Source organism: Paenibacillus sp. J22R98, assembly GCF_059383835.1.
Genome location: NZ_JBXENW010000005.1, coordinates 435,856 through 457,659 on the forward strand (window position 1 = coordinate 435,856; position 21,804 = coordinate 457,659).

Annotated in this window: 20 protein-coding genes and 1 pseudogene; 2 read left to right on the top strand and 19 right to left on the bottom strand. The window is 43.8% G+C overall.

What is annotated here, in order from left to right; genetic code table 11:
* Positions 1–42: 42 nt before the first annotated feature.
* From AC50Y3_RS17480 to aac(2')-IIb, 15 genes are all read right to left on the bottom strand, one after another.
* The gene (locus tag AC50Y3_RS17480; RefSeq protein WP_494820003.1) at positions 43–555 is read right to left on the bottom strand and encodes a hypothetical protein; all 513 of its coding nucleotides are present in this window, start codon (positions 553–555) and stop codon (positions 43–45) included.
* A 219-nt stretch (positions 556–774) separates the two neighbouring features.
* Complete coding sequence (locus tag AC50Y3_RS17485) at positions 775–1,641, bottom strand: aldo/keto reductase (protein ID WP_494820004.1); 867 nt, start codon at positions 1,639–1,641, stop codon at positions 775–777.
* A gap of 203 nt (positions 1,642–1,844) precedes the next feature.
* Positions 1,845–2,279 (bottom strand): hypothetical protein, encoded by a 435-nt coding sequence (locus AC50Y3_RS17490; RefSeq protein ID WP_494820005.1) that lies wholly within the window; start codon positions 2,277–2,279, stop codon positions 1,845–1,847.
* A 495-nt stretch (positions 2,280–2,774) separates the two neighbouring features.
* Positions 2,775–3,236 carry a signal peptidase II gene (lspA, locus tag AC50Y3_RS17495; RefSeq protein WP_494820006.1) on the bottom strand — a complete coding sequence of 154 codons (462 nt, stop codon included), beginning with the start codon at positions 3,234–3,236 and terminating at the stop codon, positions 2,775–2,777.
* Positions 3,237–3,806: 570 nt separating this feature from the next.
* A complete protein-coding gene (locus AC50Y3_RS17500; RefSeq protein ID WP_494820007.1) occupies positions 3,807–4,301 on the bottom strand; it encodes a DinB family protein in 495 nt (164 codons plus the stop codon).
* A 91-nt stretch (positions 4,302–4,392) separates the two neighbouring features.
* Positions 4,393–6,222, bottom strand: a complete 1,830-nt coding sequence (locus AC50Y3_RS17505; protein ID WP_494820008.1) for an ABC transporter ATP-binding protein — start codon at positions 6,220–6,222, stop codon at positions 4,393–4,395.
* Positions 6,197–8,044 (bottom strand): ABC transporter ATP-binding protein, encoded by a 1,848-nt coding sequence (locus AC50Y3_RS17510; protein ID WP_494820009.1) that lies wholly within the window; start codon positions 8,042–8,044, stop codon positions 6,197–6,199. The genes AC50Y3_RS17505 and AC50Y3_RS17510 overlap by 26 nt, the downstream gene beginning before the upstream one ends.
* A gap of 365 nt (positions 8,045–8,409) precedes the next feature.
* Positions 8,410–8,988: a P-loop NTPase family protein gene (locus tag AC50Y3_RS17515; RefSeq protein ID WP_494820010.1), complete on the bottom strand. Its 579-nt coding sequence runs from the start codon at positions 8,986–8,988 to the stop codon at positions 8,410–8,412.
* A gap of 225 nt (positions 8,989–9,213) precedes the next feature.
* Positions 9,214–9,654: a hypothetical protein gene (locus tag AC50Y3_RS17520; protein ID WP_494820011.1), complete on the bottom strand. Its 441-nt coding sequence runs from the start codon at positions 9,652–9,654 to the stop codon at positions 9,214–9,216.
* A 548-nt stretch (positions 9,655–10,202) separates the two neighbouring features.
* Positions 10,203–10,667 (bottom strand): hypothetical protein, encoded by a 465-nt coding sequence (locus AC50Y3_RS17525; protein ID WP_494820012.1) that lies wholly within the window; start codon positions 10,665–10,667, stop codon positions 10,203–10,205.
* A gap of 180 nt (positions 10,668–10,847) precedes the next feature.
* Positions 10,848–11,267 (bottom strand): VOC family protein, encoded by a 420-nt coding sequence (locus tag AC50Y3_RS17530; protein WP_494820013.1) that lies wholly within the window; start codon positions 11,265–11,267, stop codon positions 10,848–10,850.
* 623 nt (positions 11,268–11,890) lie between these two features.
* Positions 11,891–12,601: a cysteine hydrolase family protein gene (locus AC50Y3_RS17535; protein WP_494820014.1), complete on the bottom strand. Its 711-nt coding sequence runs from the start codon at positions 12,599–12,601 to the stop codon at positions 11,891–11,893.
* Positions 12,602–12,730: 129 nt separating this feature from the next.
* Positions 12,731–14,170: an aldehyde dehydrogenase family protein gene (locus AC50Y3_RS17540; protein ID WP_494820015.1), complete on the bottom strand. Its 1,440-nt coding sequence runs from the start codon at positions 14,168–14,170 to the stop codon at positions 12,731–12,733.
* A 282-nt stretch (positions 14,171–14,452) separates the two neighbouring features.
* A complete protein-coding gene (locus AC50Y3_RS17545; protein ID WP_494820016.1) occupies positions 14,453–16,498 on the bottom strand; it encodes a response regulator transcription factor in 2,046 nt (681 codons plus the stop codon).
* A 434-nt stretch (positions 16,499–16,932) separates the two neighbouring features.
* A complete protein-coding gene (gene aac(2')-IIb, locus AC50Y3_RS17550; RefSeq protein ID WP_494820017.1) occupies positions 16,933–17,652 on the bottom strand; it encodes a kasugamycin N-acetyltransferase AAC(2')-IIb in 720 nt (239 codons plus the stop codon).
* Positions 17,653–17,804: 152 nt separating this feature from the next.
* Between aac(2')-IIb and AC50Y3_RS17555 the strand changes: the two genes are divergently transcribed.
* Positions 17,805–18,038 carry a hypothetical protein gene (locus tag AC50Y3_RS17555; protein WP_494820018.1) on the top strand — a complete coding sequence of 78 codons (234 nt, stop codon included), beginning with the start codon at positions 17,805–17,807 and terminating at the stop codon, positions 18,036–18,038.
* A pseudogene (locus AC50Y3_RS17560) lies at positions 17,990–18,316 on the top strand (transposase); the annotation flags it as partial. The gene AC50Y3_RS17555 and the pseudogene AC50Y3_RS17560, both read left to right, overlap by 49 nt.
* A 441-nt stretch (positions 18,317–18,757) precedes the next feature.
* Here AC50Y3_RS17560 and AC50Y3_RS17565 read toward each other — a convergent pair.
* The 4 genes from AC50Y3_RS17565 to AC50Y3_RS17580 form a co-directional block, all read right to left on the bottom strand.
* A complete protein-coding gene (locus AC50Y3_RS17565) occupies positions 18,758–18,979 on the bottom strand; it encodes a DUF2750 domain-containing protein (RefSeq protein ID WP_494820043.1) in 222 nt (73 codons plus the stop codon).
* Positions 18,934–19,851: a phosphotriesterase family protein gene (locus tag AC50Y3_RS17570; protein ID WP_494820019.1), complete on the bottom strand. Its 918-nt coding sequence runs from the start codon at positions 19,849–19,851 to the stop codon at positions 18,934–18,936. Before AC50Y3_RS17570 ends, AC50Y3_RS17565 begins: the two co-directional genes overlap by 46 nt.
* Before the next feature lie 397 nt (positions 19,852–20,248).
* The gene (locus AC50Y3_RS17575) at positions 20,249–21,082 is read right to left on the bottom strand and encodes a C1q-like domain-containing protein (protein ID WP_494820020.1); all 834 of its coding nucleotides are present in this window, start codon (positions 21,080–21,082) and stop codon (positions 20,249–20,251) included.
* Between the two features lie 20 nt (positions 21,083–21,102).
* Positions 21,103–21,453 carry a hypothetical protein gene (locus AC50Y3_RS17580; protein WP_494820021.1) on the bottom strand — a complete coding sequence of 117 codons (351 nt, stop codon included), beginning with the start codon at positions 21,451–21,453 and terminating at the stop codon, positions 21,103–21,105.
* Between the last annotated feature and the right edge of the window lie 351 nt (positions 21,454–21,804).

Here is a 21,804-nt window from a genome sequence, read left to right on the forward strand (position 1 = left end):
TATAAACAGTTTTCCGTTAGTGTAACAGTTAATCTATCAATATTAAGATTTACTTATTGGATTTAGTTCAGATAACCATCCGTACACATTAACTATTCGTCCAGTCAACTCACCATCAGTACCAACCTCAGATATAACAAACGACGGATATTCGGAATCATCTAAATTGTCCATATAGGGGTGTTCAAATCGATAGAATGTGTCCATGATTCCTTCATAATGGAATACTTTCAATAGGGTCATCAATTCCTCGGGCGTAATACCTGCATTGTTCACTTTTTGAACGATCTCCTTGATTAAGGGATATCCATTTCTCTCAAGGGAACTTGCACAGTCTGACGGGTTTTTATCGTAATCAGCAAGGCTATTCTTCAGATATCGGATAAATCTGTACTCTGACAGAGCCGGTGAATTTCTTTCGATTTCTGAATATGCAATCCCCAACGCTTTTGTCTTTTCAATATTGGGGGTAATTCTTTGCACTTTGTCAATCAGTAAGTCCGCCTGGGCTTTCTTCTGCATATCGAGTTTTTCATACCAATTTTCATAATACATACTATTACACTCCCCAACATGGATTTTATCGAAAAAAGATGCAAAGATTTCACCATAAAAAATACTACATTTTCATGAGTGCGAATACTATCCGAAATTTGAACTAAACTGCCAGTTAGCAGAACAGGCTGCCGTCTATGGCGGCAGCCTAGTGTCGTTGAGCTATTGTTCTCCGATAGTTCAATCATTTCTAACGCCGGTCGATTGCCGAAGTGGCAATTAGGCAGTGATTTGAGCAGCGATGCCGTTCAATTCAGCTACGTCTTTGGCGGAAAGCTCCAAGTTGGATGCACCCGCGCAGTTAACGATGTTCACCGCTTTGCTGGCGCCGGGAATAGGTAGAATGACGGGCGACAATCGAAGCAGCCATGCAATCGCGATCTGCTGCGGCGATGCATCATGACTTCTGGCGATCCGCGAAAGCGTCTCGTTGCTGCCGATGCCGCGCGCGTTGCCCATGCCGTTTAGTGGGCTGTACGGTAGAAAGGCAATACCCAGCTCTTCACAACGCTTCATCACGTCCATGGATGAATGGTCAAACAAGTTCATACGGTTTTGAACAGACGAGACCGTTACAATTTTGCGTGCTTCTTCCAGCTGTGCAACGGTAACGTTCGACAGTCCCACGTGAACGACCTTCCCTTCCCGCTGCAATTCCGCGACTGTTCCCACGGATTCCGCAAACGGAACCTTAGGATCCGGACGGTGGAATTGATAGAGCGTGATTGCTTCCACGCCGAGCGCACGCAAACTGTCCTCGCACGCTTGACGCAAGTGTTCAGGACGACCATCGGTTTCCCAGCGTCCATCCGGACGAATGTGGCCGCCTTTTGTCGCGATGACCACTTCGGGACGGTTATGTAATGCTTTGGCGAGTAGACGTTCGTTATGACCGTTTTCGGTCGAATTCAAGCAGTACGAATCAGCTGTATCGAACAGTGTAATGCCTTGCTCCAATGCGGCATGCACCGCTCTGATGCCGTCTTCCTCTGAAGGGCGTCCGTTAACGGAAAGCGGCATTCCACCCATCCCGATTTCCCCCACGATTATCCCCGTCGAACCTAGCTTACGTTGTGGTATTGTCATCTTACATCCTCCTTAGAGTTAGTTATGAAGCTTCCAAGAGTATGACGAAAATTCCATTTTTAAGTATACCAGTTCAGCTTTTTCACTAGTAGTACTGAAAAAAAGTTCCTTATTCAACATAACTGCCAGCTAGCTCAACAGGCCGCCGATGTTTCGGTAGCCTTTGCTATGTTGTGTTAAAGTTCTCCGTTTAGCGTAACAACTCATTGGGTTGTAATATTGACTATTGCAGATTCTTCGTAATTCTTATTGTCCTGTTCCCATTTAAGGATATATTCATGAGTGAATTTTTTATCTTGGAAGTGAACTTTACTAAGTGCAAACCCTTTAGTATGTGGCTGAATCGAGCTTGTAGAAACTATGAGGCTACCCTTAAGAGTAAGTGATGGACTTATCGCTGCTGATTCTCCTAAATAATCGAATTCAATATTATATTCATTCACTGTATTACTTGGAGTTACTGAAACCTTCCAGTGGTCAGGAGTTTTAGATAATAACCATTGAAATTGCGTTGTTTGCTGCCCATCTAGCATGGTAGATGAAATCTGTACTGGCATTTTTTTGTCCGATTGGCATCCTGAAGTAATTGCAACAGTCGCAATCATAACCATAGATACAAATAATTTCACAGTACACAACAATTCTAACCTCCATCCCTTATGTTTTAAGATTTTCCTTCTAAATTAATCAATATTCCCCTCTATTTGTTATACCGCTGACTTTACTTTACATCCTTAGTAGAGTATCCTAATTTCTCCATAAGAGATATAAATTAAAAAGTAAACAAATCGAGATAACAATCAGACCAGTATTTTTAGATTTATATTCTGCCCACATTCCTCTTTTATATCTCCGCACTAAAACAACAACTATTGATATAATGAAGGATGATATCATCATTGCAACAAGAAACTCCATTTTATATCTCCTTTCTTCCACTATTTAGACGTAAACGTTTGGAAATTGTTACGCTAACCTGCCCGTTACTTCAAAGAAACAAGGAGCAGTTGCCCCCGGCAACCTGCTCCTTGTTCGTTCCGAAACCGACAGATAATTGCGGTCTTCCCACCAGTCTTGCTACTTCGTGAATGGTCATGATAGATCCTTCGCATCGACTTCATTCATCAAGGAAATTATACGGAGCATCGTCTATTAATCCTGCCTCTCACAACACGAATTACGAAACTGATTACTAATAGCACAACTCCGACTTCAATCGCATGGTCCGCCATATTAAGCACGCCATTACCGGAGCGCGAAACCAGAAAATCCGTAACCCGTCCGAACAACAAACGATCGATTCCGTTCCCGGCCGCGCCCCCTACTAAAAAAGCTATGCTAATCTCGTTCAACTTCCCTTTGAACATTCCCGTTTTTCGATAATAGATCACACATGCTACGAATAAGACAGCCACAATCCCAAAAAATCGACTGTATCCTTGTAATAAGCCGCCAGCCATACCGCTGTTCTCAATATGGGTGATTGGAATTCCCCAAAGATTACTGGTCTCGTCGATATTTAAGTTTAAGCGGATAATGATTTTGGATAGTTGATCGACCAGTACGACTAGAACGGTAACCATATAAAAAAACATGAGCTTCACACCTTTCTTATTACCTGGGACATTTTATTAACCAAGTATAGAGTAGTCAATATGTAAAGCCAATCATGTCGATAACAATTAAAAATATAGTTAAGATTTCTATACCAAATATACATTTTTGTAATGCACCTTTGTGTGTTTCAACCCTATATTCCGGACTGCGAGTCAATAAAATTCCTCGGTGGCAATGTGAGCCACCGAGGAACCGAGGAACATTTAACCAATTAAATTGAGCATTTTTTCTGCTTATTTCTAATTAACGCAACGACTTGAATCCCCGTCTTCCAGGAAAGACGAACCGCTGAAATCGCCGTGTTCATCAACCAGAAGAGTGTGATGTTGTCTAGAACATCGTCTCGTACCGGACGGCAGCGGTTTCCGGACTAGATCGCAGCATCAACTTCAGACGGGATTACTTCGGGCATATTGGTATGAATGCCGAGCAAGACTTTAGGCTCTTGAACGCCCCTCATGTTCACGACGACCGATCCCCGTTCGCCGCCCTGCGCTAAGCCAAGTCGAGTGCGGCTCTATCAGCTTGATTTGCTCAATGATAGAACCCTATAGTCGGTCGATCTGTTTCACTTGCTTTTTCAACAACATCATTTGCCCGATATGGTACGCGTTATGAATGCACAAATTTGAAATGACACCCCACCACTGAGCATTAAAGTAGGATGGTATACTTCTTTCTAGTTTAGACATCTCACAATGCGAGATCATGTCTCGCCATTCTGCAAAACCATTATTTAATCGCTGTATGGTCTCATCCCAACCTTTTTCATTCTTCTTCGTAGGGTCCAATTCAAAAGTTTCATCATTTCCTATATCATTCTTCTCGATGATATCATCATTAATAAACCTTCTTAGCCACATTTCATTCCAGAAAATGAGATGGTTCGCGATCTCCCAGATGGAATTTGAGTTACCCTCTGTTTTCCAGAGGGCTTCAGCCACGGATATATCTTCTAAAATCGTTTTAGACGGTTTAAACCAACTTTCATCATTATGGCAAGCTGCCAACTGATCGAGTAAAACTTCCCTCACGCTAGTCATCAGTACCACTCCTAATTCTATATTTCAAACGACTTCCCCCTACTTGTCAGCGGAACAGGCGGCTGCAGTTTATGACGGCATCTTGAAACTATCACGCTCCGACATAATACTGCGCCTGTGCATTCCACAGTTCAGCGTATTTCCCGCCCCGGTCGGTTATAAGTTCGTCATGGGAGCCGCGTTGAATGAGACGACCCTCGTGAAACACGGCGATGTCGTGACAGAACTTACAGGACGAGAGCCGATGGGAGACGAATATTGCTGTCTTATTGCTGATTAACTCATTAAATCGGGAATAGATCTCGAACTCCGCTATGGGGTCCAGTGCCGCCGTTGGCTCGTCAAGTACCACAAAAGGCGCGCTTTTATACAGCGCTCGTGCCAATGCAACCTTCTGCGCTTCGCCTCCTGAAATCTCAACGCCGTCGTCGGAAAAATCCTTATGCAAGAAGGTATCTAGCCCACCCGGCATATTGTTTAACTTCGTGCCAAACCCAGCCATAATGAGTGATTCCTCCGCCAATTCTGCATCAAAGCTCTCGGAAGCGGCAACGTTATGTCCGAGTGAGAAGGAATAGAGCTTAAAATCTTGAAACACGACACTGAACACGCCCATATAGGCCGAATAGTCGTACTCCCTAATGTCGATGCCGTTTAAAGTGATTACACCCTCTGTAGGTTCATAAAGCCGGCAAAGGAGCTTAATCATGGTCGTCTTGCCGCTGCCATTCAACCCTACAATTGCAAGCCGCTGGCCGATATTAAACTTCATGCTAAGGTGCTTAATAGCATAGTTGTCGGCGCCGGGATACCTAAACGACACGTCACGGAACTCAAACTCCAGATCCGCTTGCGGGATTGGTCTGTTTCCTTTGTTCTCTCGCATATTGTCCGGCAGGTCAAGATAATCGAAGATTTGGCCGAGATACTGATTGTTTGTAATAAAGTTGCCCAGAACCGAAACAAGCTTGGCCAGCGCGCCGACAGCGCCGGAAACCGCGCCGATATACTGAACCACGCTGCCTAAAGGATACATGCCATACAACGCACGCAGACCGATAAAGAGATAGACGCAGCCGCCTAGCACGGCGTTCACAGCCGCTGCCAATGCGTTGTTCCTACCGAATAAGTCGAAAATTCTATACCAGAACTCCGCTCCAACTGATTTATTATAGTGTTCCTCGATCGCTGACGCCTGTTTATAAAGGCGAATATCCTTGGCGGCATTCTTTGCCTGCATATACTCGTTAAAAAAATGCACATAGGTGTTTGACTTTGGGTTTTCCTCAAACACCGTCTTTTGGATCCTCTCCTCCCTCTTCTTGAGCACGTACGTAAAGGGTAGGATAAGCAGGATGAGAATGATCAGCAACACGGTAGCAAACGGAGAGGTTATAAACGTCTTCTCGTAAGAAGATACAGCCGTAAACATGCCGAAGAACAGTACGATCGACGCGATTAGTTCAAAAAGCGGCTGCAGCAGTTCCGGCAAGCTGTAGTGCAGGCGAAGAATGCCAAGTCCGTTGCCGTTTGTCTTCGCTTCAATATCCGCTAACTTTTCATTATTCATCGTATCTTCCACTTGATCGTAATTAAGCTGCATGTACCGATTGCCCAGGAAGAAGTAGAAACGCGCCCACAGGGTACTGTTTAAAGTCGTAATCCGGCGAGAGACCGCGGCATTTGCAGCTGACAAAACAAATGCAAGCCCTACTGCAAGCGCGGCGTACAGGATAATGCGACTTGTGTCGCGCGCGCCGGCCAACTCGTTGATGATCTGTGCAGACAGGAAAAGTATCATTAACGGCTGCACAGCGTTAATAAAAGAGGCGACGAAAGTAAGTGGAATATAGGTCGGCGTAAGGCGATTTACAATCCCGTATCCGCGGCGCAGGTTATGCCAGATGGAGCGCGTTTTCATTCTCTGAAACCTCCCCGTCCTTGTAGTAGTGGGACTGGACGTTAAACATCTCCGCATATTTCCCGCCATGTCTCATAAGCTCGTCGTGCGTGCCGCACTCGGCGATGCCCCCGCCATCAATGAACAGAATTCTGTCGCAAAAACGCGTGCTTGCCAGTCTGTGGGAGATGTAAATGGAGGTTTTACCGGCAGTCAGCTCGGCGTAACGCTGATAGATTTCGTTCTCCGCGATAGGATCAAGCGCAGCAGTCGGCTCATCCAGGATAATAACCGCCGCGTCTTTATACAGTGCGCGCGCCAGCGCCAGCTTTTGCTGCTCACCGCCTGAGAGCTCAATTGCATCGTTGTGTACACGACGCACCAGAAGCGTCGACTCCCCTTTATCAAGCCCGTTAACTTTATCCATAAGCCCGGACATTTCCAGGCATTTCTTTACCTTCTCGTAATCTGTCTTTTCAGGCGATTGTTGAGATATATTTCCGGCAATATCACAGCAGAACAGATGGATATCTTGAAAAACCGTCGAAAAGAGCGAAAAGAATTCATCTCTGTTATAACGCGTGATGTCGACGCCTCCGAGCGTAATCTCGCCGGTTGTCGGCTTATAGAGTCCGCATAAGAGCTTGATAAACGTCGTCTTGCCTGCCCCGTTCCCCCCGACAATGGCAATGCGCTCCCCCGGCTTAATATCAAGATCTATGCCTATAAGGGTCGGTTCGTTTGCCTCCGGATATGAATATCCGACGTTTCTAAGCGTAATCGCGGGAGGCAGCATTTCTCCGGACGGCAGCTCATCGCCGGCGCCGGTGTTAGAAATATCAGGGACGTCAAGATACTCGCGAATATCGGACATCTCACTTAAAGCGCGCATAAGCTCGCTTGAGCTTCTCAATATGCCGGATAACCAGCCAGCAAACGCGCCAATAGCGGCAAACACGAGCACGAAATTGCCCAAGGTCATCTTGTCGTTTATCAGCAAATAAATGAGAAACGCGTATGCTGCACCGTCACGCAGGAGGCTGAGCGCTGCATCCGACAGCTGAGCCTTCATATCGCCTGTCGCTACCTCTCGCTCTTTTTTGGTGCTAGCAGCGAGTACGTTTTGAAAAATACCGTTGATTAAGCTGCCTAGGTCATATAGGCGTATGTCCTTGCCGCCTGACGGCTCTTTTGATACTTTCTGGATATACCACAGTTTGCCATGAAGCTTGGACCGCTCCTCGCGCGTATCCTTCTCAATCTTTCGGGCGCGCGAGAGCGCCAGCCAATTAATTCCGGCTGAAACAGCCAGAAAGAGAATGATTAGAGGATGTACCGTTACAATAATCATCCCGTATGCAAGAAATCCTAATATGTTCATTAAGAGGTGTGACAAGTTGCGCGGTACGTTGGAAGCGGGAGAGTGGTTGCTTTGCATGGCGCGCCATGCCTTTTCCCCCAGCTTGGCGTATCCGGGGCTCTCTAGCACCTCGAAGTCCATATTAAGATGCTTATTCATCGTAGTTTGAAGGTGTTTCAATATGCTGATTGTACCGACAGATTCATTGGTAATGAGGTCGGCATAGCTCTTCGCACTGCTCAGCAAGGCCAGAAGAAGCGCCATAGCGCCAACTGACATTATAAACCTGCCTGGCGTGACACCTGCTGTAATATTGTCGATGACAATTTTGGGCATAAGAATACTTACAAATGGCAGACCTACACCAACTAGCACCGAGATGACACAACAAATCAGCGTAAATGGCCTTGCCCGCCAGTGCAACCGCATGGCATAAATGATGTTTGACCAAGCGGAGTACGCTGCTCCTTTCTCAGTTGACACTCTAACTCCCCCTTATAATAGTAATAATTAATCGTGCAACAACGTGAAGCGCGATGTCGGAATCAGCATAGCACACCCGCGAATGACAACCTATCAAGCATTAGTTGAAATTGCAGGCTTTGGAAGATTCAATTAACGGTAGAATTAGCCGCCGTTTGAAATTGATTCCACTAATTTCTTCAAAATAACCCCGTTTTCCTGCCCGTTAACGTAATGAAGCCGCCGTTCGTGCCGGCGGCTTCATCAAAGATGTTCCATACCAGAAGAAACAAAGACTTTCACACTCCTAGGTCGCAGGACTGAATGGGTTGACTCTTGATTATAAATGGACTGCTACATCAGCGATTTTGGATACATATTTCTAGTTACTTACTGGCAGAATTATTGCATACAACTTTTTTGAATGCAAAGCCTATTGCTAGAGATGCCCTCCATCGTTCCCCACTATTAAATTCAAGAGGTCTATAGATTCTAGCTGTTGGTTCATTAATTCCTGTTAATTCAAACAAATCTACAATTTCATGTAGCGACATCCTATTCGCACTACTATTTATCCCCTCTATAATTTGGTCTGCTACAGTTTTTATTTTTCTGATTTTCCAAGTTATTTTCAAAGGGTAAGAGTTATATTTCTTATAGGGATTTTCTGCCACTCCCTCACCAATATAACAAGAGATCCTTTTTAATCGTTCATTAGTTGCTGGTATCCCATCTATTGTTATTTGAGACTTGCTTTCTGACATCAAATTCTGAGAAAACAAGTGATCTCTTCCTGCGAGCAGATAACTTAGTAACCACCCTCCTGAACCAATCGAGCCCACTAATCCATATATTTTGCCCGACTCTATTGTAAGGTTAAAGTCTCTAATCCTATCTAACATTGAATACTTATGGAAAATCATGGGAGTCGCATCATAATTCAAATCTTGAATAAGTATTTTCAACAAATCTCCCTCCCAATAAGTAGAACAATTGCTTACTGATGTTGCCACCTCGAAGGATTCGGGATGTGATTGAAGTCTCCTTCCCTTTAGCGTAATGAAGGCTGCCGAATCACTAGATCGGCAGCCTTCACGTTGTTAATTGAGCAATCAAACCCACCTCGGCTTCCTGCGCGTTTTCTTTATTGAACTAAAGTTCCTCGTTAGCGCAATCATTGTCCCCGTACTTTAATCCATAGTGTCAATAAGCCATTTACCATTCTCCTTCTTTAAAACATAAAAAGCCTCAGTCGCTTCTCCATTTATCCCTGGAAGGTCCGTCTTTTCAGAGACGATTGCAAAATACTGACCGTACTCATTCTTGTTTATTGACCTTAGCGTAGCAGACAAATATGTATAGTCCCTGGGGGTGTAATGACTTTTTCCATGGTATTTGATATAACTGGTGGTAAACAGTTCATCATGAGCAGCGTTGTTACGTTCGTTCTGATACTTCATATGGAGATTGATAACGTGTAAGCAACTCTGAATCTCTTCTTTAAAGGAACTCTCATCGATAAAAGTTCCAAATTCGTTTTCAGTTTTAGCAAATGCAGCGGCTTCTTTCTTATCGTTCCCACAGCCTGTAATAAAAAATAGCAATGTAATTACTATTAAGAATCGATTCATCAGAAAATCATCTCCTTTCATTAATTATTTACGAAGGAAATGAATTATAAAACTATCCACTATCTGTCCATTATTTCAACGAAACAAGGAGCAGTTTGCCGGCGGCAGCTGCTCCTTGTTTGTTCACCTATCGTTCCCGTTAGCGTAAACGACCTGCCCGATATTTAAACTACTTTGCTATCACCTTGCATGCCCCTAAGCGCACATACTCTTGATTATTTTTTCAATCGTGATAATACATATACAGTGCATGAAGCTAATGTTGCTAAAAACCTATTCCAGAGATAGATGTATATATGAATAGAGGTGCAGGATTAGGATCGGCATAAAAATTATTATGATCTGCTATCTTATATTGAGCTAACGTTTCCCGTTAGTTGAGAAAACGGCAGCCATGCCGGCTACCGTTTCTTCATGCTTATTGAACTATCGTTCTCCGTTTGTTCAATGACTTCTTTTTTTAAACTATCCATTCTTTAAATTCATGTACTCTCCAATCGTCTTTATTGATTAGCCTCTCATCTGCTAAAACAACTTCAATTGCGTGACTAATTAATTGTTGTCCTTCCAATAATACCTTCCTGTAAGTCGGTCAATACACCATCACACAAAAAAGCAAGCGTTGCCGCTGAATACCATCCCATCCTAAATTCAAAACTATCCTGAGCACTTATGTAAAAACTTATTTCAGTGTCCGCTTCTTTAAGTTTCTTCTCAATTGTACTCAACAGTTTTTGTTCGCCGAATAGCTTTGAGAAAAAGGCTACCTTCTTATCCTTTTCTTCAATACGACTAACAAACAATTCGAAACCTGTCATTAATTCGATATTATTCAGATTTCTGTTCGGGCAATTATAGATGACAACCTTGAAAGGCAGAAAACCTGAATGATTATTGAATGAAAAAACAGGATGTACTTCTACATCCATACTAAGTTTTCTTATTTCAGACAACCATTCTTGTATTATGTTGTCATTTAATCCCCTTAGCTTGACAGTCAGATCGTAACTCAAATAATTCTCTCCTTTTTAATGGATTGCTTTAACGAATTATCATTATTTGATCAGTCTACATCATAAGTTCCTTTCTCGGTGTACAACTCCGCTAAACTCCCGTTACATCAATGAAAAACGGCAGCCGATTGTCTGGCCCGGCTGCCGTCGTGTCATGATTGCACCAACGTGCCCGATAGCTTAAAAACCAGCAATCTGTAAATCGGGATAGTTAGCAACATTAATAACATTCCCCGTAGGGTCTGTGACATTGAATTCTGGAAAGCGTTCAATATTCCAAGTATAGGTTATTTCGGTTACTTCTTCACCATCCTCGACGAATCTTCGGTAACATTCAAAAACATTAGAAGTTTTTATACAAAGGACTGCATAGGGTCTTCCTTGTGACACAATTTGAATCGGTGTCAGTTGGTCTACTCGTTTTAAAAACAAGTAGGGTCCTGGTTCAAGCTTCAAATCTGATTCTTCTTCAGTTTTCCAGCAATGTGTAAACCCGAAATATTTCTCATACCATGCTACGGATTCATCAATATCTCTGGCAGGTAGTCTCACTTGAACTACTGTATGAACAAGTGTTTTTGTCTCTGTTGTGTCATTCATTTTCATGTCCTCCTTCAGAAAAAGTTATTAACACCTATTCTCTATGGGTATGATCAGAGCAAATTCTAATTGTAAGTTGATTCATTCTGACACCCCAAACTAAATAATAAATAAAAGTCATATTGGAGTATTCGTTAAATGGCTAAATTATCCTGCCCGTTAACGTAACGAAGGCTGCCCGATCGAAGTGCCGGCAGCCTCAACCTGGTCATTATTCAGTTATCGTTCCTCTTTAGTTCAACGACATATATAAATTAATTGCTCCAATTAATATCATTACAAGTCCAATTAGTCCAAGAAGTAATGCCCATATGCGGGAATTTGTAAAAACCAAATCATAAAACAAATCATGGATAGCTTCAAAAATAGTGACCCAAAAAGTTTCAGGATTACTTCTCTTCCACAGGTACCGTGCAAATATAAAGAATAAAACTCCGATGATAAGTATTATTATTCCTTTCAACAAATGAACACTCATTGAAAATCGGAATCATCACTTTGTGAATTGTTTTTAATTCCTGTATATATTTCAATCCCTTTTAAATTAAAGCTCTGTTATTCTTAACTGTTGTTTTTTCTGAACTATCGTATCCCGCGAGTACAATGGCGAGTGAGATAGAAAGCTATTCAACTGCCGAGAGTGCTTGTAGAAGCGAAGCGGAGTCCGATACCCAACCGAACATTCTTTCTATTGCAAGAAGGCTTGCCTCGTAATTGTTATGACCGAACGGTTCCGCTGTACAGTCAGCTAGTAAGAGGCATTCATAGTCTCTGTAAAACGCATCGCGAAGAGTTGATTCGACACATACGCAGCATGTGACGCCAGTAAATATCAGTTGCTTAATCCCAAACTCTTTCAGGGTTGCATCAAGCGTCGTCTCGAAAAAGCCGCTGAATCGGTGTTTCGACACAACGATGTCATAGGGCTCGGGATTGAGTTCGCTTATGATGTCCGTGTTCCAAGTGCCTTTTATCAAGTAGCGACCCATTTCCCCGTTGGGTAAATCGACCGACTCGCCAACCCCACCGTTTCTGAAACGGTTTGGGGCCTCTAGTCCTCCGAGATTCGAGAGGTCGCTCTCGAACTCATGTTTCAGATAGACAACATTCATCCCGGCGGAGCGAGCGGAGTCTAGGACGCGTGCAGTCTGCTCGACAGCTTCACGAGACGTTGAAAGCGGAAAACCCGCTCGGGCAAACATACCTCCATCAGAAATGAAATCATTTTGCATGTCCACCACGATAACCGCTGTATTGGTCGGGTCTAGAGTCAATGGACCTGGTCTTGCATTGACCTGCACGTAGGATGCGGACTTAACGAATTCCTCGCTCACTTGAATTCCTCCCAATAAAGATGCCGTTTTCATTCATTTAGCAAACGACAATGTCTCAAAGATGGACCCATGCATATCATTGCCTTGATCTAAATTGGACTTTCCTCAAAAACTTATTTTTAAAGGGAATCATTCTTGTATGGATACCCACTTGAACACTGTGAACTCGTCGATGATCCACGGGAAACCAAATCTACCAATACCAGATCCTTTAGTTCCGCCAAATGGAACATCCCCTTGCCAATTGATGGGTGAATCATTAACATGAGTCATTCCTGAATCAATTTGAAGTGCCAAACGTTCTCCTTTTTGTATATCGCTAGTAAAAATCGAACTGCTTAATCCTGCTTCCGTTTCGTTAGCTAATTCAATCGCATGTTCATCCGATTCTGCTTTTATGATTAAGGCGATAGGACCAAATAGCTCTGTTTGTGCCAATTTGCTGGAATTTTCAACATCAACAATTACATATGGAGTTAAGACATTTCCAACTCTTTTGCCCTCAAGAGCAAATTTCACTCCCGATTTTTTCGCTTCATTCACAGCTTGCATAGCTCTTTCGAGTTGACACTCATTGATCATCGGTCCGATAAACGTCAGAGGATCTCTAGGGTCACCATACTTAAGATTTTTCGATTGTTCCACAAATTTAGCTACGAAATCATTATACAGATCTTGGTGAACAATAATTCTGTTCGCAGCCATACAAATCTGACCTTGATGAAAATACTTCCCAAAGATGGCCGCATCAACTGCCCGATCTACATCGGCATCGGCTAATAACACTAATGGGGCATTTCCTCCTAATTCCAAAGCGACCCGCTTCAGGCGTTTACCCGCAAGTTCACCGACATGCCTGCCAACCTCCGTAGATCCTGTGAAACTGATAAATCCCGGAATGGGGTTGGTTATCATTTCGTCGCCGATTTCTGATATGTCGGTCAGAATCATATTAAAGACACCAACCGGAAGCCCTGCTTCCTCAAAGGCTTTCGCAAGGATAGAACCTCCGGATAACCCAACCTGTATATCTGGTTTGTGAACAACCGAATTTCCCAGTGCAAGGGCTGGACCTATCGTTCTTATGGATAGACTCATAGGGAGGTTAAAAGGGGATATCGAAGAAATAACACCGATCGGCACACGAAAAATCCGATTCACTTTACTATCGACAGTTGCTGGTACTTCCTTCACTCTCTCCATTTCGTCCGCCATTTTAATAGCGCATTCCAACTCGGCAATCGCTGTCCAATGCTCTCCATAGGCTTTATGAAAAGTACCTCCAGTTTCTCTAATAATGACACTAACAATCTCGTCTTTATTTGCATTTAAGTAATCGACAGCCTTTTGAAGGATGGCTTTCCGTTGTGCCGACGATGTTTTTGCCCAAGATTTTTGAGCTTCCTTAGCTAGGTTGAATGCATCTTGCAACTGACTTTTTGTTGCCAGACGAACTTCCGTAATGACTGAATTGTCATATGGATTCAGAATTTCATACGTATGATCACTTAAACCTTCCGTCCATTGCCCATTAATATAACTCTTGTTCAGTTGTTCAAAATTTTGCATAATAGAATTCTCCCTCAATTTTATTTTGAAAATCAGTATCATTCTCCCCTGCCCAGCCTGCACCAACTACTACTGCCCTAGATTGAGATGTTAACGTGAATCACCTCGAATCGAATGTCCTCTAAATCGAATATCCGTTGGCAATATCAGTATAACTCCCGTACCTGCATCAAAGTATTAATCAAAAGTTGTAAAAAAGTCGTATAGAAAAAAGCCCCCAAGCCTATACACTTTTTGCTAAGTGTCTAGGCTATGAGGGCCAGTATAGAACCACGCTCATTATTATTTTCGCGATTCTCTGTTATAGCGGTTAATGAGTTGTACCCGATTTTTAATACCGAGCTTATCGAAGATGTTGGAGAGGTGTTTTTTGACCGTAGCCTCGCTCATGAACAGATCACTTGCGATCTCCTTGTTCGAACTCCCTTTCACGACCCCCTTCACGACTTCTCTCTCCCGAAGAGAGAGATGATCATCCATACTTTGAAGATCCTGCTCTGAGGATAATGAAAGACCGAAGGAAGAAATCATTTTCTCCATATAAGGTATAATCTTTTGGCCTCTTGCATCCATGACGTAATATGGAGTTGGCGTCACGCCATCGTAATCGTAATGGACGATCCCCTCCTTCTGTTCCATCCCTAGGCTGCATAAGATAGCTTCCGAAACGGGATTTGCAGTAGGGGCACCTACGAGGTATCCCGCCGACAAAATATAGGTAATAAACGTGGAGATCGCAGCATCCATCGCGTTCGGGACGACTTCACCGGATACAACGACCGTTTTGACGAAATATCCGGCGAGGGTATGCCTTGGAACGCTTAATTCTTTTCGCTCGGCATCTGAAATGTGGTTGAAGTACGCGGCGGATACGGGGCGAGATTTCAAATATTCCATGGTATGTTCATTGATAGGGATGCTCTCCATTAGTCCGTAGACGGTACCTTTTTCATCGCGGATGAGCATGACGGAAGCAGGATCAAGTTCGAATAAATCTTTTAATCGGACTTGATTCAAATAACTTAGGCTCTCCTTAGCTTTCATTAAATAACTCGCAGGTTTGTTTGTTTTCCAATCTATGTATTGGATGGTGTGGTCTTGAACGGTAGCTCGCTTATGCTCTACATACTGTTCCGCTTCCTCCCAATTCGTGGGATGAAGGGGCTCCATACTATGCGAGATAGACTGACGATTCAATAGATATTGGATAAAATGATTTCCGATATAAAATAATATTTCCGAGTTCTCCCAAAAGGCCAAGCTGTTCTTGCCATACCGCTTTATTTTGTCGGAAAAATAGGTTATAGAGCGTAACCAGAGTCGATTATAATAGTCGGGGCTTCGTCGACGGAACTCCAACCCGATGGCATCGCGAAGCAAATCATGCAATAACCAGCCGCGCTCAACCCTCTGTACAAAAGAATAAGAGATTAATTCGCGGAACTGCTCGCTTGAGACGTTCTTCCCCAGCACTTCATTCAGAAGTTCGTGGTTGAAATGACGGATAACTGACGCCACTTCTACAATTTCTTTCATACTCGAATCGGGCACCTCTTGAAGCCAAGTCGCGGCAACGTCAGCAAACACATCGCTTTCATCTGAAACATCGGTTAGCGAATGAGACCCGGCAAGTGTCGTCGATACGAGCAGCGAAAGCGTCAGTGGATGCCCCTTAGATCTCGCCCAAATCTGACGAATGCGAGTTTGTTGCGTAATCCCGGACATTTCCAAATACTTTCGAACCGCTTCGTAATCGAGCTCCGCAAAATGTACTCTACTTATGAGATGTCGCCATCCGGGAGAGGCCAACCAAGAGCCTCGCATGGGAAATCTGCCGGAGATGACCACAAGAATATCCGGTATCAACTTCGGCAGCAGCCCTTCTCTCAACCAGCTCTCCATTTCACCGGCAGCTTCGAACGTATCCAAGGCCAACACGAGTTTGTCGCCGTTCGCGTAGGATCGAATCGAATCGACACAGGTCTCCGTTAGCACATCAAGGGAAGCCTTTGGCTCCATTCGGTCGGAGGGGTAATGGAGTTCGTTCAGGAAGTGTAAGCAAACGTCATGCGGATGTCTCGGCAGAACACGGCAATCGAACATGACGTATTTTGCACGAGACGATAGCGAGATTCTTCGAAACTCGTTCAATAGATAGCTTTTCCCCGAACCGCCTGTTCCGTACAGATTAATGATACCTCCGGAAATCGTTTCCGATTTCAAACGGTCTTGGAATAGGCGAATTTCCCGGTCTCTTCCGACCAGGAAGCGTTGTTCCATACGATCGATCTCGCTGAATATTGGAAGCGGGGAGTCGTTTTCTTTCATTGCTCTCTCCTCCTATTCGTAAAATAGCACACTTAAGACAATGTGCAGCGGCTCGGGTTTGCCATTTAATAAATACAAAGAAAGTCACAGTCAATAGAGAGTCGATGCAAGTCTCGGATCAATGGATATCCTCTGGATATTACATGAATCCAAAAGATGATCTGCAGTTAACTTATTCTCCAACCATTAATGCTACTCCTTTGATTGATCGTTTAGTTATCCAATCCCTCTCTAGGTCCTATCTCTATATTATGGAACATATTTCCTGGAAATTTCACTAAATTGGTCGACTCCACAGTACAAATCTGTCCGTTAGTTTAATAAAACAAAAGAGCAGTTGCCACTGCAATCTGCTCCATCTTATTGAACTATCGTGTCCCGTTAGTTGAATGGTCGGAGGCACAAACACGCCCCGACCAGCCTCATGGAATACGTTAAATAACTATGAAATTGACCCCATAAAATGATAAGGCTAATTTTCTCGCCACTTTTTGAGATGCAAGATTTTCCCACGAAGTACTGAATAATGGAATACTTCCCAACTTTCGCACCTCCATGGCCCATCCGGCAACAACTGCAGCGGCATATCCCCTTCCGCGAAACGCATTCAAGGTCTCAAGTCCTGCTTCATGTGCCTTAGATGTGATGCGAACGCTGCGGCAGATTGAGACAACCCTGCTTTCGCGCACTAGCGCTATACAGGGTTGTACATAGTCAATTTCTAAGGTCAGCCATTCGAAACTGTCAAGCAAAAATTCCGCTATATTTTCCCGGGTGATGCTTACCACCTGCATTTTCAGCGTGGCTTCACCGGGAATTATAAAACAAGGTCCCATCGTGAATCGTTCCCCTTGGAGGAGGTTCATATATGCCTCGAAATATTTTGGTTTCGTCTGGATATCCCTCACGATCGGTTCATCAGCACACAATCCCTCCAATTGCTCGACAAGCATCTCCGGGACATCATACCGAAACCGACAAAGAGTCGTTCCCTCTATAGTCCGCCCTAAGAAAAACCGGGGGGCGGTGGCCTCTCCGGGCCAGGGCTCGTTTATCGCGAGAAGCCGCATGTTCTGGTCATGCGTAAACAGCGCCTCAACATGGAACTCCATCAGCTCATGGGCGGTTGGTTTGATCTCTTCCCGATCAGTCATGCTTCCTTCTCTCCCATCAATGATTTATCCTGCCCGTTAGAATTCCTGTAAAACGAATATTTTGGTGTTTGAACAAAAATGAGCGCCTCGGTACGATGGGGTTACGCACGAGGTCAAAAGCCTCAAAACGCCCATCAGGAGGTCGCTCTACTATGAAGTTTAAGTCACAGGACAAGCAAAATCAACTCATTGAAAACATTACCGTTTCTCACCTTGTCGTCGGCGTAGACATCGCCCAGGAAGCTCATGTTGCCCGCGCTGTCAGCTTTCGTGTCATTGCTCTGGGAACTCCGCTCGAGTTTGGCAATCATCGTGAAGGGTTCAAATTGTTCGAACGCTTAGTGGCTATTCACATGGAAATGCGCTGCTACGGCATGCCGGTTTAAACTTAGCTGAAGCTAGTTCCGGGAAATGGCGAGGAAAGATGGTGCTTAGCAAGCGAGGTAGGCCACGTCTGCGTCATTTTCTCTATCTCATGACGATGTGTATGGTCATGACAAATCCTGAAATCCGTGCTTTGCACCGTTACAATGTGGAAATGAAGAATTTGAAGAAAATGAAATCCATCATGAAATTATGTAGTAAAGTAGCGCGTCTACTAGTCAGTTTGGCAACAAGCAGCGAGGCTTACGATTCAACTAGAGTTTCCCCAATGGCAGCTTAAGATCAGTCAATCCTCACCAGCTCAAGCATTCGCAGGATGACAAGAAGCACGGAGAATCGGGAGATTTTACGCAAAAGGGCTCGGAACCGTTCCGTTAGAAAGACCGACCTCCACCACCATAGTTAGATGTGACGAAGGAATGAAAGGGCAGTGACCCGTTGAGACATGGGAGCGAGAATCGCTAGGGTGACGTGGAGACGTGCACATATGGAACAATATGGTGAAACATGATTCACCTTTATTTCCGCATGCCCATTTCCCCATCCCCCAGCTACCGGCTCCTCCTCCATCCACTTCTTCATACTATCTACAGGATGAAATCCTGCGAATTCATGAGTCTGAGTGAGGAAACTGAATCATTTCGAGGGAGCGTAATAAAGCTGCCGTTTCGGGCCGGCAGCGCTGGTATGTTAAACTATCGTTCTTCGTGAGCGCAATGATTTAAGATTCTTTCTGAAAAAGGCATGCCAATAATACTAATGGTTCTATCTCTTTTCCTATAAGATTGGCGTTCCAATCCGTACCAATGAGTAAATTATCGTTATCAAGCCCAGGAATCCAAGTACTCACAAAATCATCAAGCGGCATCGAATGCGGGCTGTGGATTCCATTTGTTATTAGGATCGCCTGCTCATAGCTTGAAAGGCATGGCTCGTTACGCATTGCTCCAGCCAATTCAGATCGAGACCACCGGCGGCTGCTACAGGGAAGAATTCGGTAAATAAGTGATGATAAGGACGCAAATTGCCTCCATTGATCTGTCCTACATTGTACCAGCCGGTATCCTGAGACAACAGCACTCTGTCACCGACCCCGCATTCGAGCAGCTGATCTAGTAGATCCACATGCTCCTCATATGCCCCCGGCAAAATGGAGTCGATGGAAATCCAACCTCCTGCCTCCGCAAGCCGCTTGTAAACATCAGTGACTTTAAATGTTTGTGCATGTACCCAAATGAACCGTTCCTGGTCGAACTGCGCTAGTTTCATGATCTCGTATGCGTGCAGGGCGATATCATGGCCTATCGTATGACACTGAATCGGCAGGCTGGTTTCCAGTGAAGTTCGTATAGCGGCACGGAGGATCTTCAACTGCATATCGTCGATTGCCGTCCCGTCATTTAGCGCGATTTTGATATAACCCGGATACACACCGCTCTCTCCGATGCCGTCCCGCGCTTCCCGAATCCATATATCGGCCAAATCTCGTTCCGAAATCTCATAAACGAAAGAAGGCAGATACGGCTTCTTGTAAAATCCGGTGTTCGTGATTAGATGGACTCCGGACAGTTCCGACAGCCGCCGCAGAATGTATGGATCCCTGCCTAAGTACTCCGGTGCACAATCCACCATGGTGCTGCATCCGGCTTCCTTCAACTTCAACAAAAACGGAAGTATGGACGTGACCACCTCGTCACGGTCATACATCTTCGGTGTAAGCTTCCCGTCTTCTACAAACCCCACGAGCACATGCTCATGTTCCAAAATTCGTCCTGCTTCCTGTGCAGTAATTAAACCTGAAACCGTTTGCAGCAAGAACAGCACCTCTTTTCGTGTTAATCTGGCTTCTTGTCTTTCACCTTTAAAGTTATTTCGAGAAATCATTGAACTATCCTGCCCGTTAGCTTAATCGACCAAAGCATTGTCATCGAACCATTTGTTCTTTTTCTGATATATAAATCTATATCCATAAGGTAAAGCGAAATTTCGGATTCTCTCTAAATGCTACATGGATAATGAAACGTCATCTAGGATTCCACGTTATCGTCATACAGATGGCCCGTCTTCCGGAACGAGCTCGAAACCAAGAATAAAATGAAGGAAAGGGGAAGCGACCTAAATAGTTGCTCCCCCTTTCATTTTTGCGTTGCTCTTTCGTGAAAATGAAGTATTAGGTTTGTTTTAATAATAGGGTCCGATATTCAAGCAGTTATCACGGCAGTATCGATCCAGCAAAAAATATCGCAGTATTATCTACAATTAAAGTTCCACTTTGATCACTCGATAGAGTAATATCTACTTGATCTCCAACTACTAAATTGCAAATAGTCGATAAATTAAATTGTGCTGCACCACTTATAGCACTTATATGCTGAGTAACAGTAGCAATAGGACTAAGGTTCTTTCTGAAACTAACGGGTATATATGATGGTACATTATCTAGACCAATTCCTACACTTGCATTGAATAGATAAACACCAGCTATCGGAGCAGTAAACCTATTAGTAACTGAAGAATAACCACCACCCTGATTAAAAATAATATTCCCGTATGATACTACAAGAGGAAAACTAGCAACATACTCCTGACTAACATTTTTTTCAGCACGAAAATTTATCGGCACCACACTAGCCCCACTAGCTCCAGTTGCCCCAGTAGCTCCAGTTGCCCCAGTTGCCCCCTGAGGCCCAGTTCCTGATCCCAAAAGTTCATCTGATACAAGCCGATGGGCGGTTACTAATTGTCCGGATAAATCTTTTCCCCAGAAAGAAATTTCAGTATCATTTGCTGCTGGACCACTTGTTGTAAAAACGAATTGGAATGTATTTACATTAGCTGGATAATTTTTTGTAATAACTGCATCAGGTTGGATGGAGAACAATTCCTGTACATATAATGACCGTGTACCGTTTAGAACATAACCCTCTAGTAGAACAATAGAATAATTAACAGGATCGCGGTTATCAACTTTTATCGTGACTTGTTGAGTTGGTCTCATCCCTTCTACAGGTTCATTTGAAATTGGACCGGTTGATAATAATGCCATTCATTCATCCCTTCTTCACGTTAGACTTGAAGTTCATTTGATACAAGACGATGGGCTGCTACTAACTGTCCGGATAAATCTTTTCCCCAAAAATTGATTTCAGTACTATCTGCTGCTGGACCACTTGTTGTAAAAACGAATTGGAATGCGTCATAATTTACTGGATAATTTTTTGTAACAACTGCATCAGGTTGAATGGAGAACAATTCCTGTACATATAATGACCGGGTACCGATTAAAGCATAACCCTCTAGTAGAACGATAGAATAATTAACAGGATCGCGGTTATCCACTATTATCGTAACTTGTTGAGTTGGTCTCATCCCATCTGCAGGTTCATTTAAAATTGGACCGGTTGATGATAATACCATTCATTCATCCCTTCTCTACGTTACATTTTCCCTTTTATGGAAGTAAATAATAGTTATCATATGAATAGTTCATTCTATAGCTTGGACTCATTGCCAGGTAAATAGACTCAAGATGCCCAGTTCATCCTATTCGATGGCTTTGATCACGAAGAACTCCGAAGAGCAGATTACAAATACGTTAGGCTTGGATTCTGAGTATACGATAAACCCCGCCAGGTAAACGCCAGCGGGGTTACGTTGTAAAATATGTTAACTCCTCTATGTTGATATATGACCAAATGAAGTCCTTTGTAATATGCGGTTTGTTGATCTATCCTGCCCGTTAGCGTAATGAAGCCGCCGATCGTGTCG